At 70.2% G+C, this 15,645-nt stretch carries 14 protein-coding genes; 12 read left to right on the plus strand and 2 right to left on the minus strand.

Going from position 1 to position 15,645, the window contains the following annotated elements; all coding sequences use genetic code 11:
• Positions 1-38 precede the first annotated feature (38 nt).
• Together ACYVGQ_RS05355 and ACYVGQ_RS05360 are read right to left on the minus strand one after the other, a co-directional pair.
• Positions 39-1,760 carry a glycoside hydrolase family 9 protein gene (locus ACYVGQ_RS05355; RefSeq protein ID WP_460783511.1) on the minus strand — a complete coding sequence of 574 codons (1,722 nt, stop codon included), beginning with the start codon at positions 1,758-1,760 and terminating at the stop codon, positions 39-41.
• Entirely contained in the window at positions 1,757-2,695 is a 939-nt protein-coding gene (locus tag ACYVGQ_RS05360; protein WP_460783512.1) for an alcohol dehydrogenase catalytic domain-containing protein, read from the minus strand. Before ACYVGQ_RS05360 ends, ACYVGQ_RS05355 begins: the two co-directional genes overlap by 4 nt.
• 132 nt (positions 2,696-2,827) lie before the next feature.
• Here ACYVGQ_RS05360 and ACYVGQ_RS05365 point away from each other — a divergent pair, with 132 nt between their 5' ends.
• The 12 genes from ACYVGQ_RS05365 (at position 2,828) to ACYVGQ_RS05420 (ending at position 15,614) form a co-directional block, all read left to right on the plus strand.
• Entirely contained in the window at positions 2,828-3,904 is a 1,077-nt protein-coding gene (locus ACYVGQ_RS05365) for a Gfo/Idh/MocA family protein (RefSeq protein ID WP_460783513.1), read from the plus strand.
• A gap of 9 nt (positions 3,905-3,913) precedes the next feature.
• Positions 3,914-4,594 (plus strand): ThuA domain-containing protein, encoded by a 681-nt coding sequence (locus ACYVGQ_RS05370; protein WP_460783514.1) that lies wholly within the window; start codon positions 3,914-3,916, stop codon positions 4,592-4,594.
• 3 nt (positions 4,595-4,597) lie between these two features.
• The gene (locus tag ACYVGQ_RS05375; RefSeq protein ID WP_460783515.1) at positions 4,598-5,572 is read left to right on the plus strand and encodes an ABC transporter permease; all 975 of its coding nucleotides are present in this window, start codon (positions 4,598-4,600) and stop codon (positions 5,570-5,572) included.
• A 4-nt stretch (positions 5,573-5,576) separates the two neighbouring features.
• Entirely contained in the window at positions 5,577-7,610 is a 2,034-nt protein-coding gene (locus tag ACYVGQ_RS05380; RefSeq protein ID WP_460783516.1) for a dipeptide/oligopeptide/nickel ABC transporter permease/ATP-binding protein, read from the plus strand.
• Positions 7,610-8,722: an ABC transporter ATP-binding protein gene (locus ACYVGQ_RS05385; RefSeq protein ID WP_460783517.1), complete on the plus strand. Its 1,113-nt coding sequence runs from the start codon at positions 7,610-7,612 to the stop codon at positions 8,720-8,722. The genes ACYVGQ_RS05380 and ACYVGQ_RS05385 overlap by 1 nt, the downstream gene beginning before the upstream one ends.
• Before the next feature lie 71 nt (positions 8,723-8,793).
• A complete protein-coding gene (locus tag ACYVGQ_RS05390) occupies positions 8,794-10,467 on the plus strand; it encodes an ABC transporter substrate-binding protein (protein WP_460783518.1) in 1,674 nt (557 codons plus the stop codon).
• 62 nt (positions 10,468-10,529) lie between these two features.
• Positions 10,530-11,192, plus strand: a complete 663-nt coding sequence (locus ACYVGQ_RS05395; RefSeq protein WP_460783519.1) for a ThuA domain-containing protein — start codon at positions 10,530-10,532, stop codon at positions 11,190-11,192.
• Entirely contained in the window at positions 11,189-11,974 is a 786-nt protein-coding gene (locus tag ACYVGQ_RS05400) for a sugar phosphate isomerase/epimerase family protein (RefSeq protein WP_460783520.1), read from the plus strand. The genes ACYVGQ_RS05395 and ACYVGQ_RS05400 overlap by 4 nt, the downstream gene beginning before the upstream one ends.
• Positions 11,971-12,945, plus strand: coding sequence for an NAD-dependent epimerase/dehydratase family protein (locus ACYVGQ_RS05405; protein WP_460783521.1), 975 nt, complete (start codon positions 11,971-11,973; stop codon positions 12,943-12,945). The genes ACYVGQ_RS05400 and ACYVGQ_RS05405 overlap by 4 nt, the downstream gene beginning before the upstream one ends.
• The gene (locus ACYVGQ_RS05410) at positions 12,942-13,679 is read left to right on the plus strand and encodes a sugar phosphate isomerase/epimerase family protein (protein WP_460783522.1); all 738 of its coding nucleotides are present in this window, start codon (positions 12,942-12,944) and stop codon (positions 13,677-13,679) included. Before ACYVGQ_RS05405 ends, ACYVGQ_RS05410 begins: the two co-directional genes overlap by 4 nt.
• Positions 13,676-14,779, plus strand: a complete 1,104-nt coding sequence (locus ACYVGQ_RS05415; protein WP_460783523.1) for a Gfo/Idh/MocA family protein — start codon at positions 13,676-13,678, stop codon at positions 14,777-14,779. Before ACYVGQ_RS05410 ends, ACYVGQ_RS05415 begins: the two co-directional genes overlap by 4 nt.
• Before the next feature lie 70 nt (positions 14,780-14,849).
• Complete coding sequence (locus ACYVGQ_RS05420) at positions 14,850-15,614, plus strand: GntR family transcriptional regulator (RefSeq protein ID WP_460783524.1); 765 nt, start codon at positions 14,850-14,852, stop codon at positions 15,612-15,614.
• Positions 15,615-15,645 lie beyond the last annotated feature (31 nt).

Genomic DNA, 15,645 nt, shown 5'->3' on the forward strand with positions numbered 1-15,645 from the left:
CGCGACCTGGGGGCGGGGGGAGGGGAGCGGAGCGGCGGCTACGTGCGAGGCCCGGAGGCGCTCGCCATCGCCAGCGCGAACCAGGCGGTGTGCGGGATCCACTGCTCCGCCCAGCGCCAGGAGTGGTCGTGATGGCTCGTCCCAGGGGGCAGGAAGCCGATGTCGTGCTCGTCGTCCACGCCCGAGGTGATGCCGTTGACGATCCCGCCCGGGAGATTGGGGAACTCGACGGCGTACTCCACGTTGCCGTGCCCCCGTCCCTGCAGCATGCAGACGTCGAAGGGGTTGCGCCCGAGGATCCACTGCAGCTGATCGGCGGCGAACCGACGCAGGCGCGCAGCCAGGTCCGCGGGGCATCCCGGCACATCGGCGACCTGCGAGGCGGCCGCCGAGAGCGAGGAGATCCCCGCGTTCTCGCCCTGCCACCAGTAGCCGGTGTCGTTCGCATGCGGGAAGAAGAAGGTGTCGCGCTCCTCGCCGGTCGTCCAGCGGGCGCGCTGTCGCGGATAGCCGAAGGGGTTGGCGACGGCGTCCGTCCTGGCGAGGACGTCGGACATGATCCGGACGGCGGCGCCCTGCGCGGCCGCCGAGTCCGGCACGACCTCGGCGAAGCGCAGCAGGGCGAGCACCGGAAGCCCCGGCTCCACGGCGTGGAAGAACGGTCGTCCGTCCTGCGCGCCGACGAACCAGCCCTCGTCCCGATAGCGGGCCAGCAGCCGTGCGGCGCGGTCCCTGGCGGCTTCGGCGAACCGCTCCGTACCGGTCGCGGCGTAGAGCTCGGACGCCGCCAGCAGCGCGCAGTAGTCGTCGACGATCGACTCCGCGCTCGGGGTGAGCTCTCCGGTGTCGAGGTCGAGGCCGAACAGGTAGTCCCCGTTGTGCGCGAGGAGGTCGTCGAACGCCGTGATCGCGGCGTCGAGGTAGCCGGCGGAGTCGACGTCGCCGTGCTCGGCCTCCCGCGAGGCGCGTGCGAGCGCGGCCACCGCCATCCCGCCGCCGGCCCGGAAGGAGGCCTGGTACCGGTCCGTGCGCACGCATTCCGGGAGAGGCGCGTTGACGACGCGCTCGTCGAGTCTCTTCGTCAGCGCGTCGAAGATCCCGAGGTAGAAATGCCCCTCCGGCGCGCGGAACCGGGTGAGGAAGTCCGCTCCGTGCAGCGCCTCGTCGCGCAGCGCGGCGCCGAGGATGGCCGCGAACCGCGGATCGTGCTCGCGCAGCCGGTCGCGCGCGGCGAGCAGGCCCCACACGACGACCGGGATCTGCTGCGGGCTCATCATCGGCGTGTAGCTGAGGTGGCTCAGGAACTTGCTCGGATCGCCGCTGGCGTCGAGCCATCCGCCGCTGGCGTCGACGGTGCGGCCGGAGTCGTCGCCCTGGAGGAGCGCGGCGGCGTCCTTGCGGTCGATCTCCCCCGAGGACCGCATGGCGCGGAAGTACGCCAGCACATCCGAGAGCGTGGACCCGATGAGGCGATCGTCTCCGATCGCGAACGGCGCGGACTCCGCTCGCTCCCCTCCCGCCGTCGCCTCGAGCCGATAGCGTCCCGCTGTCGTGATGTCGTCGAACTCCACCCGTGCATACGCGCCTCCGCTCCAGGCATCGACCTGCTCCGCCGCGGATGCGACGAGCGGGATGCGCGTGCCGTCCTCGGCCACGAGCGCGACCTCGGGGATCCCGCCCGCCTCGTCAAGCCTCACCACGGCCGACTTCGGGCCCGTCCTGTCGTATCCGAGGTGGGAGGCGAGGACGGCGACGCTCACGGGACGATCACGGACTTGACGAAGCCGGCCGGGTGCGCGTGCATGAGCTCGAACGCGGCATCCACCTCGTCGAGGCCGAAGCGGTGGGTGATGAGGGCGTCGTAGCTGAACGTGCGGTCGGCGATCATCCGGATGCCGTCGCGCATCGCGCGCAGGGTGCGGGGGCGGTGCGGCGAGAAGCCGTTGACGACCGTTGCGCCCTTGTACCAGAGCTCCATGTCCATCGGCGCGTCGCCCGAGTGATGGTAGCCGACGACGCAGACCGTGCCGTAGGGACGCACCACCTGCGAGGAGGTGGCGAGGGCGCTCGTGACGCCCGCGGCCTCGATCACGACGTCGAAGCGCAGCTCGCGGGCTCCGCCGGACGTGAACTCCGCGGGCAGCGCGTCGGGACGGTGCACCTCGTGCGCTCCCAGCCGCAGGGCGAGGGCGTCGTTCCCGGGGCGCGGGTCGATTCCGACGAGGAGGCTCGGCAGGCGCAGCGCGGCGAGCTGCAGGAGGCCGAGGCCCATGAATCCGAGGCCGACGACCGCGACGCGGTCGCCGGGGCGGATGCCGGCGCGGGAGATCGCCTCCTCGAGGACCGCGAGCGGCTCGCCGAGGGCGTGCTCCGGAGCGATTCCGGCCGGCAGCGGCACGAGCGCGTCGGCGTCGAAGACCGCCTTGGTGGCGAATCCCTCGCCTCCGAGGCCCGTGACGACATCGCCCACCTGCCAGCGTCCGGCCTCGGAGCCGACGGCGCTGACGCGCCCGACGTTCTCATGGCCCAGGCGCGTGGGCGCGGATGCCGGATCGTGGTCCGACCAGGCCGTGCGATCGGACGTGCAGACACCGCTGGCGAGGATGTCGAGGACGACTTGGCGAGGACCGGGCACGGCGTCGGCGAGCTCGACGAGGGTGGAGCGGCGGGGGCCGACGACCTGACTGACGAGCATGGGCGTCCTCGCTTTCGAAACGGTATCGGTGGTGAACTCCGGATTGCATCAACCATACAACACGTCTTACAGTGGCAATTAGTGGTATTCATTTGGACTACACCCCGAGCATCCCAGAGAACGGACTCCTTCGTGGCACTTCGTACTGCAGCGGTCATCGCCGCCGGCTCCCAGGGCCGTGTGCATGCCCGTGCCTGGGCGGGAACGGCGGACGTGAGGCTCGTCGCGATCGCGGATCCCGTGGCCGAGGCGGCCGAAGAGCTCGCCGCAGAGCACGGAGCCACGGCATACCACGACGTGGCGACCATGCTCGAGCGCGAGCGGCCGGAGCTGGTGAGCGTGTGCACGCCCCCCGGAGTGCGGCTCGAGGCGGTCCGCCAGGCGATCGCCGCCGGTGCGCGGGCGATCCACGTCGAGAAGCCGATCGCCACGTCCTATCAGGACGCGCGGACGATGGTCGAGGAGGCCGAGGCGGCCGGCGTCCAGCTGACCGTGAACCTCCAGCGCCGGTTCGAGCCCGTGCACCGGCACGCCCGTCGGCGGATCGACGAAGGAGCGATCGGCGACATCGTCACGATCGAGGGCTACTGCCCCAACCTCGGGGACTGGGGCAGCCACATCCTCGACCTGATCCTCTTCTACCTCTCCGATGCGCCCCCCTCCTGGGTCATCGGCCAGATCGACGTGACGCTGAACCGCTATGTGTACGGGGCGTTCGCCGAGACCTCCTCCCTCACCCAGGTCGCCTGGCCCTCCGGCATCCGCGCCGTCGTCGCCACCGGGCGGGAGCCGCAGACGCCGGTGCTGAACCTCGCCAACAACACCGGGCTGATCGTGCAGGGCACCGCCGGACGCATCGAGAGCAGGGGAGCGCGATGCGTGGTGCAGCGCTTCGGCGCGGAGACCGAGATCTTCCCCTCCCCCTACGCGAGCGACCCGTCCACCTGGGAGCGCGGCATCGATCCGGCCATCTTCGCGGCCACGGCCGACGCGATCGCCGACGTCGTCGACGCGCTGGACTCCGACCGCGCGCCGGAGCTGACGGCGCGGCGCGGCCTCGCCGGCGCCGAGCTCATCTTCGCGACCTATGAGAGCAGCAGATCCCGTCGCCGCGTGGACCTGCCGCTGGAACCGACCGACAACGCCCTTCTCGACGGGCTGAGCCAGGGCTTCTGGTCTCCCGTCGGCGAACTGCGATCCACCTACTGAGGCGCCGGGATGACGACGACCCTGACTGAGGATGCCGCGCGAACGGCCCTGGCGCCGATCGCGCGCCGCGCGACGGTGCTGCTGGGCGGCGACGACGTCTACGAAGACCTGTTCGGCGTCGCGGACGCTCTCGTGCTGCTGCTTGCCGAGCACCGCATTCCCGCGCGCGTCCGCGTCGGCACGGCCGCTCTGGGCGAGAACGACGCCGATCTGACCGTCCTGGTCACCGCCGTGCCCGAGCTGTCCGCGGAACGCGTCGATGCGCTGCGCGCCGACGTCCGCGCCGGCATGGGCCTTCTCGTGCTGCACGCCTCCGCCGTGCTCTTCGAGAGCGGGCCGGAGCGGGCGCTCGCCGCCCTGGCCGGGGCCCGGTTCGTCTCGCACGGCCCCCGTCCGCACGAGAGCCGGTTCGCCGTCGAGCTCGACCCCGCGCATCCGGCGACCGCCGGACTGGCGTCCTTCGACGTCGACCACGAGCACTACCTGCTGGAGCTCGCCGACGATGCGACGCCGATCGCGTGGCGGCGAACGGCAGACGGACGCGAGCCGATCCTCGCCGTCCGCTCCGAAGGGGCGGGGCGCGTCTGCTACCTGCAGCTCGGACACGACCCCCGACCTCTCGCCGAACCCGCCGTGCGCGCGCTCCTCGGGCGCTGCCTCGGATGGCTGACCACCCCGATGGAGGGCTGAAACATGCGTGCGCTCGCCCGCCGGATATTCTTCTACCTGATCACAGCCTGGGCGGCGATCAGCCTCAACTTCCTGATCCCGCGCCTCATGCCCGGCGACCCGGCGACGGCGCTGATCAACAAGTTCCAGGGCAAGCTCAGCGCCGAGGCCATCGCGGCGTTCCGCGTGCTCTTCGGCCAGGACGACAAGACGCTCTGGGAGCAGTACCTCGACTACTGGGGCCGCGTCTTCACGGGCGACTTCGGCATCTCCTACGCCTACTACCCCTCGCCCGTCGCCGACGTGCTGGGCCTGAGCGTCGGATGGACGCTCGCCCTCGTCACGATCTGCACGATCATCGGCTTCGTCCTCGGCACGGGCCTGGGCATGTGGGTCGGATGGCGCCGGGGCAGCTGGACGGACTCGATCGTCCCCGTGACGAACTTCCTCTCGTCGATCCCATACTTCTGGTTCGCCATCATCATGGTCTACGTCTTCGGCATCCTGCTCGGCTGGTTCCCCATCTCCGGCGGCTACCGGGTCGGCACGACGATCGGCTTCAACTGGCCGTTCATCTCCAGCGCGATCGAACGTGCGATCCTGCCCTCCCTCACGATCGTCGTCTCGTCGATCGGCGGGTGGCTGCTGGGCATGCGCAACATGATGGTCACCACCATGGGCGAGGACTACGTGCGCCTCGCCGAGGCGAAGGGCTTGAGCCGGAGCCGCATCATGTACGCCTACGCGGCGCGCAACGCGGTGCTGCCGTCGTTCTCCTCCTTCGCGATGGCGCTCGGCTTCGTCGTCGGCGGGTCGATCGTGACGGAGATCGTCTTCAACTACCCGGGCGTGGGGTCGGTGCTGTTCAAGGCGGCACAGGCACAGGACTACCCGCTGATGCAGGGGCTCTTCCTCATCATCACCCTCGTCGTACTCGTCGCCAACCTCGTCGCGGACACCGTCTACGTGATCCTCGACCCCCGGACAAGGGAGCACTGACATCATGGCCATCGCCGCCGCACCCGACACCGCCGCCATGGTGACCGCACCGCGCGCGAAAGGTCAGCGCTTCGCCTGGCTGCGCGCCTTCCGCAAGGGCGGGACGCTCGTCGGTCTCATCCTGGTGAGCTTCTTCATCGTCCTCGCCGTCATCGGCCCCGCCATCGCACCGTACGACCCGGCCCAGGTCAGCTACGACTATCTCCAGCCGCCGAGCGCCGCACACCTCTTCGGCACGACGCAGACCGGGCAGGACGTCTTCTCGCAGGTGCTCGAAGGCGCGCGGATCTCAATGATCGTCGGCGTGACCGCCGCCGTCCTCGCGGTCCTGCTGTCGATCCTCGTCGGCGTCACCGCGGGCTTCATCGGTGGCCTCGCCGACGACCTGCTCTCGATGCTGGCGAACATCTTCCTGGTGATCCCCAGTCTTCCCCTCACCGTGATCCTGATCGCCTATCTCCCCAAGAGCGGATCCTTCGGCGTGACCCTCGTGATCGCGGTCACCGGCTGGGCATGGGGCGCCAGGGTGCTCCGCTCGCAGACGCTCTCGCTGCGCAGGCGGGACTTCGTCGAGGCCGCGCGCGCCACGGGCGAGCGCACCTCCGCGATCATCTTCCGCGACATCCTCCCCAATCAGCTCGCGATCATCGCCACCTCGTTCCTGAGCACGGTGATCGGGGCCATCCTGGCCCAGGCCGGCATCGCCTTCCTCGGTCTCGCCGACGTCACCGAGTACTCCTGGGGCACGATCCTCTACTGGGCGCAGACCTCCAACGCGCTGCTCGGCGGCGCCTGGTGGTGGTTCGTGCCCGCCGGCCTCGCGATCGCGCTGCTGGGCACCGGCCTGTCGCTGGTGAACTTCGGGGTGGACGAGTTCATCAACCCGCGGCTGCGGCTCGCCGGCATCGGCACCCGCAGGGCGCAGCGCGCCGCCGCCCGTCGTCCTCGCGTCAAGAAGACGCCCGGCGTCCGCGCGCAGCGCGCGTCCGCCGCGCCCTTCACGCAGGGGAGCACGGACGTGCTGCTGGAGGTGCGCGATCTGCGCGTGGAGTACGTCGCGGAGAACTCCCGCACGGTCGCCGTGAACGATGTCTCCTTCACGCTGCGGCGCGGGGAGGTGCTCGGCATCGCGGGCGAGTCCGGATCGGGGAAGTCCACGCTGGCCTACGCCATCACCCGGCTGCACAAGCCGCCGGCATCCATCGCCGGAGGTCAGATCCTCTACACCAAGCCGGACGGCGAGGTCATCGACGTCCTGCAGATGGAGCCGGAGGAACTGCGCCGGTTCCGCTGGGAGGAGCTGTCGATCGTCTTCCAGTCGGCGATGAACGCGCTCAACCCGATCATGAGGATCGGCGAGCAGATCGACGACGTGCTCAGGGCCCACCGTCCCGACATGGCCGAGGAGCAGCGCAGGGCAAGGGTCGTCGAGCTGCTCGCGCTGGTGGGCATCAGGGAGGACCGGATCGGCGCCTATCCGCACGAGCTGTCCGGCGGCATGCGCCAGCGCGCCATGATCGCGATCGGCCTCGCGCTCGATCCAGAGGTCATCGTGATGGACGAGCCCACGACGGCGCTTGACGTGGTCATCCAGCGTCAGATCGTCGAGAAGATCATGGAGCTGAAGGACCGGCTCGGCTTCGCGGTGATCTTCATCACCCACGACCTGTCGCTGCTCATCGAGCTCTCCGACACGATCGCCGTGATGTACGCGGGCCGCATCGTCGAGATCGCCGAGGCGCAGGAGTTCTACCGTCGTCCCGCCCATCCGTACAGCCGCGGTCTGCTCGGCTCGTTCCCGACCCTCGGCGGCGAGCGCCGTGAGCTGACCGGCATCCCCGGCGCGCCGCCCGACCTGAGGGCGCTGCCCTCCGGCTGCTCCTACGCGCCGCGATGCCCGCTCGTCCAGGAGAGCTGCCATGCCGCGATGCCGCAGCTGCTCCCCGTCCCCACGGCCGGAGCGGTCCGCTCGACGCAGGCGCGATGCGTGATCTACCAGGAGACGGCCGAGCCGGCCGCAGAGAGGGAGACGGTCTGATGCCGACCCAGGAGAACACCACGTCGACCGGCACGGCGGTCCTCGAAGCCGTCGGCGTCACCAAGCACTTCCGCGTGCACGGCGGAGGGATGCGCCGAGGAGCGGCCAAGGTCGTGCACGCCGTGGAGGACGTCTCGCTCGGACTCCACTCCGGCAGGATCACCGCCCTCGTCGGGGAGTCGGGATCGGGGAAGTCCACCCTCGCCCGTCTTCTCGCGCAGCTCTATCCCGTCACCGGCGGCGAGATCCGGCATCGCGGGGAGCCGGTCCACGTCCGCGGCGGCCGCGCGTTCCGGCGGTACGTGTCCGCGGTGCAGCTCATCCTGCAGGATCCCTTCGGGTCCTTCAACCCCGTCGCGCGGATCAACGTCACGATGATGCGCGCCGTGCGGATCCACCATCCGAAGGCATCGCAGGCCGAACGGCAGGAGATCGTGGACGCCCTGCTCGAGCAGGTGAACCTCGTGCCCGCCCGCCAGTTCACCGAGAAGTTCCCGCACGAGCTGTCCGGCGGACAGCTGCAGCGCGTCTCGATCGCGCGGGCGCTCGCGGCGGATCCCGAGGTGTTCCTCGCGGACGAGCCGGTCTCGGCGCTGGACGTCTCGATCCGCCTCGGCATCCTCAACCTGCTCCGCCGCCTGACGGACGAACGAGGCGTCGCTCTGCTGTACGTCACGCACGACATCGCGTCCGCCCGCTACTTCGCCGAGACGACCGCGGTCATGTACGCGGGCGAGCTGATCGAGTCCGGTCCCTCGGAGGAGGTGACCCAGCGCGCCGCCCATCCCTACACGCGGCTGCTGATCGACTCCGCCCCCGACCCGTCGCGCGTCGACGCGGACGATCGGGTGCAGGACATCGGCAGCCCGCCCAGCCTCATCTCCCCGCCGTCCGGATGCCGGTTCCATCCGCGCTGCCCGTTCGCCGTCGACCGCTGCCGCCAGGAGAAGCCCCCGGCGTTCGAGATCGGCGGCGGCCACTGGGCGCGGTGCTGGCTCTACGGCGATGACGAGCAGGCCGCACGGCATCGGGCCGAGGCGGATCTGCCGCAGGGGATGACCGCCGTCCTGCGCACGGGGAAGGAGGGATCGCTGTCCCGCGAGGCCGAGTGAGGCGTCGCACCCGAGCACCAACCGGTCCGCCGCCTGACGGACCGCCCCCGTTTTTCTCTGAAAGGATGACCATGCGAATCACGCATTCCGCACAGCGCACGCTGAAGCGCACCGTCGCCGCGGCCGCCGCGGTGATGATCGCCGCCGGCGCACTCGCAGGATGTGCACCTGGCGACGATGCCGCTGCAGACGGCGTCTGGGTCAACGTCGGCAACGGCTCAGACAACCTCACCCAGGTCTTCAACCCGTTCCTGCCTGACCCGTCCGCGCTCAACATGATCGGCGGCACGAAGGGCTCGTTCATCTACGAGCCGCTCGTGCAGATCAACTTCTCCGACATCGGGAACGACACCCCGTGGCTCGCCAAGGAGTGGGAGTGGAGCGAGGACAACAAGAGCTTCACCGTCCACCTCCAGGAGGGCGTGACGTGGTCGGACGGCGAGGACTTCACCGCCGACGACGTCGTGTTCACCTATGAGCTCGTCAAGAACGACCCCGCACTCAACCGCAGCGGCATCGAGTTCGACACCGTGACCGCGCCGGACGACGCGACCGTGGTGTTCACGTTCGACAAGCCGTCCCGACAGGCGTTCTTCAAGATCGTCGCGCTGCCGATCGTCTCCGAGCACGTCTGGTCGAAGGTCGAGGATCCCACGACCTACGAGGACAAGGAGCCGGTGGGAACCGGGGCGTTCCTGCTCGACACGTTCTCGCCGCAGAGCATCTCGCTGAAGAAGAACCCGGACTACTGGCAGGAGGGCAAGCCGCAGATCGACGGCCTGAACTTCATCCCGTACAAGGACAACACCGCCCAGCTGGCGGCTCTCGTGCAGGGCGACATCGACTGGGCGGGGACGTACATCCCGAACGTCGAGGACGCCTATCTGTCCAAGAACGAGAACTTCAACTACTGGACTCCCACCGTCGGTATCGACGGCCTCATCCCGAACCTGGAGACCTGGCCGCTCAGCGAGCTCGCCGTGCGTCAGGCCATCAGCGTCGGCGTGGACCGCTCCCAGCTGGCGGCGTCCCGTGACTCCCAGGCGGCCTCGAGCGTCATCGGCCTGCCGATGCCGGCCTTCGAGTCCGTCATCTCGCCGGAGTACCAGGGCGTGGACTTCTACCAGGACAAGGACGAGGCCGCGCAGATCCTCACGGACGCCGGGTTCGCCAAGGGCGAGGACGGCATCTGGCAGAAGGACGGCAAGAAGGTCGAGTTCGCGGTGAGCTTCCCGTCGGCGTACACCGACATCGCCGCCTTCGCGCAGGCGCTCGTCTCCCAGCTGGCCGACATCGGCATCACGATGACGATCAACGGGGTGCAGCCGAGCGATATCAACGGCCTGACCGCGAAGGGCGACTTCCAGGCGACCCTGGGATACCCGACCGACTCGGTGCCCGACCCGTTCTCGTACTACGACGTCATCATGAACCCGCAGAACTACGTCCCCACCGGTGAGAACAACGAGACGCTGCGCAACATCGAGCGCTTCAACGATCCGGAGGCCAAGGCGCTGTTCGAGGCCTACCCGCTCGCCCAGACCGACGAGGAGCGGACCGAGATCTTCAACAAGCTCCAGACCATCTGGGTGGAGCAGCTGCCGATCATCACGATGTTCTACTGGGGCTACTACGCCGACTGGAGCGACGAGAAGGTCACCGGGTTCCCCGACGAGGACAACCCGTACGCCAATGCCGGACCCAACGCGGTGACGGCGATCAACCTGGTGCCCGTCGAGAACTGACGGCATCATCCGCGGGGGCGGGCGTGAGCCCGCCCCCGCGGAAACCATCCGAAAGGCTTCACATGGCTTCGCGCGCACTGGTCCTGATCAACGGCGACGACATCCATCACGACCTCATCAGCGCCTCGCTGGTCTTCCAGCAGCTCGGCATCGAGGCCGGCTTCGCCACGCGGCGAGGCATGGGGCTCAACCGCTTCGTCGACGCGCGACCCGAGACCGCCGACGCCGACGTCCACCTCTTCTACACCGCGGGCGGCGGATTCCCCACCGAGCAGCAGCAGGCGCTCGCGGACGCCGTCGCCGCGGGCAAGGGCGTCGTCGCCGTGCACGGCGCGAACATCATGGGGATGCGCGACGACGGAGGGCTCGATCCCGCCTGGGCGCCGCACTTCGCGACGATCGGCAATCGCTACCTCTCGCACGGCCCCGGTCATCACGAGGGGCGGCACACCATCGAGATCGTCGCGGAGCACCCGGTGACGGCGGGCGTGACCGACTTCGAGCTGTTCGACGAGTACTACGAGTTCGAGCTCGCCGACGAGGACGTGCAGATCCTCGCGCAGCGGCGTCGTGCGGACGGCGCCGTGATCCCCGTGATGTACGCCAGGGAGGTCGGCGCTGGACGGGTGGTGTACCTCGCGCTCGGTCACGACATGCGCTCCTGGGGCGAGCCCTCCTTCCGCCGGCTCGTCATCCAGTCCCTGCAGTGGGCGGCACGCGCATGAGCATGCAGGACATCGGTACGCCGCTGCCGGGAGCCGCGGTCATGCTCTACACCGTCGACGCCCTGCTCGACGACGACTTCGAGGCCACGCTGCAGCGCATCGCGGACCTCGGCTACCTCGGGGTGGAGACGTACGGTCTGCACGGGCACGGCCCCGCCGAGGTGCGCGGGATGCTGGAGCGCACCGGCCTGCAGGTCATCAGCTCCCACGCGCCGTTCCCCTACGGGGAGGACGCCCGCCGCATCCTCGACGAGTACGCCGAGCTCGGCGCGCCGAACCTCGCCTGGAGCATGGAGGCGGAGGAGTTCACGGGCGTCGAGGAGATCCGCCGCGGCCTGGAGCGCGTGAACGGCGGCGTCGACGAGGCGGCGGCGTACGGCATGACCGTCGCCTACCACAATCACAACGCGGAGTTCCGGCAGAGCTTCGACGGGCGAAGCGCATACGAGATCCTGCTCGAGAACCTGCATCCGGCCGCGCGCGTCGAGCTGGACCTGTACTGGGTCGCCGTCGGCAAGGCCGATCCGGCAGCGGTCGTCGCCTCGATCGGCGACCGGCTGCGCTACGTGCACGTCAAGGACGGGCCGGCCCTCACCTACGGGCAGGACGTGCTCGTGCCGATCGGCGATGGCGTCGTCGATCTGCGTGCCGCGCTGTCCGTGCCGTCGACGCTGGAGTGGCACATCGTGGAGCTGGAGACCCTCGCCGTCGACGTGTTCGAGGCGCTGGAGAAGTCGTACCGCTACCTCGTCGAGGGCGGACTGAGCAGGGGAGCACGATGAGTCTGAAGGTTCTCTTCCTGGGGGGCGCCGGCATGATCGGCACCGCCGCGGCGCGCGAGGTCCTCGCCGCCGGTCACGAGCTGACGATCGTCACCCGCACCGAGCCGAAGCGTCCCGTCGCCGCGGGCACCCGTCGCCTGGCGGCCGACGTCCGCGACGCCGCGTCGCTGGACGGCGCCCTCGGCGGCGAGGAGTTCGACGTCGTCGTGAACTGGGTCGGCTTCACCGCCGACGACGTGGCGGGCGACATCGGTCGCTTCGCGGGCAGGACCGGGCAGTACGTGTTCATCAGCACCTGCTCGGTGTTCGGCCGTCCCGCCTCGCTCCCCCTCACCGAGGCCTCGCCGCGACGGAGCCCGCGCTTCGCCTATCCGCGCGGCAAGATCGAGGCCGAGCTGGCACTGGAGGAGGGGCATCGCGAGAGGGGGCTGCCGCTCACGATCGTGCGGCCGATGCACACCTACGACGACACGACGATGATCTTCCCCGCGTCGTGGACCACCGTGCAGCGCATGCGCGAGGGGAAACCGGTCGTGGTCCACGGCGACGGCACCTCGCTGTGGACCCTCATGCACGCCGACGACTTCGCGCGTGGTTTCGTCCCGCTGCTGGGCAACCGGCATGCCGTGGGGGAGTCGGTCAACCTCGCCGGGTTCGACGTGCTCACCTGGGATGAGATCTATCTGACGCTCGCCGACGCCGCCGGCGTGCGCGATCCGCAGCTGGTGCATCGTTCGAGCGAGAGCATCGGCGCGGTCATCCCCGGCTGGGCCGAGGTCCTCCAGGAGGACTTCCGGCACACGCTGCTCTTCGACACCGCGAAGCTGCGCCGCCTCGTGCCGGGCTTCGCCCCGCGGGTCTCGTTCTCCGAGGGGGCGCGGCGGATCGTCGCCTGGCATGACGAGGATCCGGCGCGGCAGCAGCACGATCAGGTGCTCGCCGACGCCTACGATCGGCTGGTCGCGTCGTGACCGGGCTGTCGGTGCAGCTGTACAGCGTGCGCGACGACCTGGGCGAGCGGACCCCCGCGGCCCTCGCGCGCCTGCACGCCCTCGGCTATCGCGACGTGGAGCCCTACGACATCGTCTCCGACCCCGCGCTGCTGGCGGGCAGGCTGGCGGATGCCGGGCTGCGCGCCCCGACCGCGCACTCCAGCTTCCTGCGCCGCGAGGCGCCCGAGATCCTCGCCGCCGCGCAGGTCGTCGGCGTCGGCACCGTCATCCAGCCCTGGGTGGAGCCGGAGCGCTTCCAGAGCCGCGAAGGCATCGCCTCCGTCGCCTCCGTCGTGAACGGCGCGGCGGCCCTCGCGGCCGATCGGGGCGTCGCGGTCGGCTATCACAACCACGACTTCGAGTTCGCCGCCATCGTCGACGGCAGGCCGGCGTGGGAGATCCTCGTCGACGAGCTGGATGCCGGCGTCGTGCTCGAGCTCGACGCCTACTGGGCGAGCGTCGGCGGAGCGGACGTGTTCGACCTGCTGCGCCGCTACGCGTCCCGCATCCGCTTCCTGCACGTGAACGACGAGCCGCCGGAGCCCGACGATCCGCCCACGCTCGGCGTCCCGCTGGTCGGTCGCATGGACGAGGTCGTCGCCGCCGGCGGCGAGGGGATCGAGCTCGCCGTCGTGGAGGTCGTCGTCGACGGCGACCCGTTCGCGGCGCTCGCCCGCAACACCGCCTACTTCCAGGAGGTGCTCGCGCGATGACCGCTCCGATGCGCGTGATCCTCATCGGCGCGGGGAACATCTCCGACGAGTACCTCGACGCGCTGACGTCTTATCCGGAGATCGAGGTCGCAGGGATCGCCGACCTCGACGTCGACCGCGCCGGAGCGCAGGCCGAGCGATACGGCGTCGCGCACAGCGGCTCCGCCGCGGAGATGCTCGCCCTGGACGGGGTCGAGCTCGTCGTGAACCTCACGATCCCCGCCGTGCACGCCGAGGTCGCCCTGCAGGCGATCGCGGCGGGCAAGCACGTGTGGAGCGAGAAGCCCTTCGCTCTGGACCTGGAGTCCGCGCGGAGGGTGCGCGATGCGGCGGCGGCGCGCGGCGTGGTGCTCGGCAACGCCCCTGACACGATCCTCGGCCGCGGCATCCAGGGCTCGCACGCCCTCATCCGCGAAGGGCGGATCGGCGCGCCGCGCTCCGTGCTGACCCTCATGCAGGGGCCAGGGCCAGACGGCTGGCATCCGCGGCCCGAGTTCCTGTTCCAGCGCGGTGCGGGGCCGCTGTTCGACATCGGCCCCTACTACATCGCCGCCCTCGTGATGCTGCTGGGTCCGATCGAGCAGGTCCAGGCCAGCGGCGGTCGCGCCTTCGACGTGCGGACCGTCCCCTACGGTCCGCGCGAGGGCGACCGCATCCCGGTCGAGGTGCCGACGCATCTGAGCGTGCTCACCCGGTTCCGCTCCGGTGTGATCGGCACCTCGGTGTACAGCTTCGACTCGCCGGTGCGGCGGCAGCTCTTCGAGGTCACAGGCACCGGCGGCACCCTCACCGTTCCGGTGAGCGGCTTCGACGGTCCGAGCATCCTCGTCCCCTCGCACGTCGAGAAGCCGGATGCCGTGACGATCGACCCGGCGGGCGGCGAACGCGCCAGGGGCGTGGGCGTGCTCGAGATGGCGCGGGCGATCCGCGCAGGGCGGGCGCCGCGCGCCGGCAGCGACCTCGCGTTCCACACGCTCGAGGTCATGGTCGCGATCGAGGAGGCCGATCGGACCGGCGCGCCGGTGCCGGTCGCCAGCACGGTCGCCGACGTCCCGCCCCTCGCCGACGAGTGGGATCCGCGGGTGCCCGAGGCGCCGTGAGACGCCGCCCGGTTCTGAGTGGATGCTGCCCTGGCTATAGTGGTATACGTTTCGAGCTAAGGGGGTCCGCGTGAGCGGGACGCGGAGCGGCGACGTCGGCATCCGACCGGACTATCCGGAGGCGCTCTGGGTGCAGGCGCGCAACCTCATCGCCTCCGAGATCTCCTCCGGCGTGCTCGAGGCCGGGCGGCGGCTGCCGCCGGAGCGGGAGCTGTGCCAGCAGCTGAACATCTCCAGGGTGACGCTGCGCAAGGCGCTGTCGAGCCTGGTCGAGGACGGCCTTCTGAGCTCCTCGCACGGGCGCGGCTGGTACGTCTCGTCCACGGGCCGGTCCACGAGCCCGGAGTGGCCGAACAGCCTGGAGTCCTTCACGGAGACCGCGGCGCGGATGGGACTCGAAGCTTCATCGCGGGTGCTCGCCAGCTCGGTGGTCCCCGCGAGCTACGACGAGGCCGAGGAGCTCGGGCTCGCGCCAGGCACCCCGGTCTTCGCGCTCCAGCGCGTCCGACTCCTCAACGGCGTGCCGATCGCGGTCGACAGCGCGCGGCTGCCCGCCGATCTGGATCCCGCCTTCGCGGAGGCCGACTACGAGACGGATTCGCTCTACGCGCGCCTCTCGGATGCCGGGATCTCGCTCTCCCGGGCCGAGACCACGATCGAGGCGCGCAAGGCCGACGGCGAGGTCGCCCAGTACCTCGGGCTGCAGGAGGGCGAGCCGATCCTCGTGATGCACCAGGTGGTGGTCGACGAGTCCGGCCGCCGCGTCCTCGCCTCGGACATCCGCTACAGCGGCGAGCGCTATCGCCTGCGCACGACCTTCACCCGCACGAGGTAGCGATCTGGCCCTGCTCCAGGGGCCGGACAGC

The sequence above is a fragment of the Microbacterium tumbae genome (assembly GCF_054780175.1).

Excerpts from the sequence above, each read along its gene's own strand:
- ACYVGQ_RS05380 (WP_460783516.1), top strand. The coding sequence starts at position 5,577 with ATGGCCATCGCCGCCGCACCCGACACCGCCGCCATGGTGACCGCACCG.
- ACYVGQ_RS05415 (WP_460783523.1), top strand. The coding sequence starts at position 13,676 with ATGACCGCTCCGATGCGCGTGATCCTCATCGGCGCGGGGAACATCTCC.
- ACYVGQ_RS05400 (WP_460783520.1), top strand. The coding sequence starts at position 11,189 with ATGAGCATGCAGGACATCGGTACGCCGCTGCCGGGAGCCGCGGTCATG.
- ACYVGQ_RS05370 (WP_460783514.1), top strand. The coding sequence starts at position 3,914 with ATGACGACGACCCTGACTGAGGATGCCGCGCGAACGGCCCTGGCGCCG.
- ACYVGQ_RS05390 (WP_460783518.1), top strand. The coding sequence starts at position 8,794 with ATGCGAATCACGCATTCCGCACAGCGCACGCTGAAGCGCACCGTCGCC.
- ACYVGQ_RS05395 (WP_460783519.1), top strand. The coding sequence starts at position 10,530 with ATGGCTTCGCGCGCACTGGTCCTGATCAACGGCGACGACATCCATCAC.
- ACYVGQ_RS05405 (WP_460783521.1), top strand. The coding sequence starts at position 11,971 with ATGAGTCTGAAGGTTCTCTTCCTGGGGGGCGCCGGCATGATCGGCACC.
- ACYVGQ_RS05385 (WP_460783517.1), top strand. The coding sequence starts at position 7,610 with ATGCCGACCCAGGAGAACACCACGTCGACCGGCACGGCGGTCCTCGAA.
- ACYVGQ_RS05360 (WP_460783512.1), bottom strand. The coding sequence starts at position 2,695 with ATGCTCGTCAGTCAGGTCGTCGGCCCCCGCCGCTCCACCCTCGTCGAG.
- ACYVGQ_RS05375 (WP_460783515.1), top strand. The coding sequence starts at position 4,598 with ATGCGTGCGCTCGCCCGCCGGATATTCTTCTACCTGATCACAGCCTGG.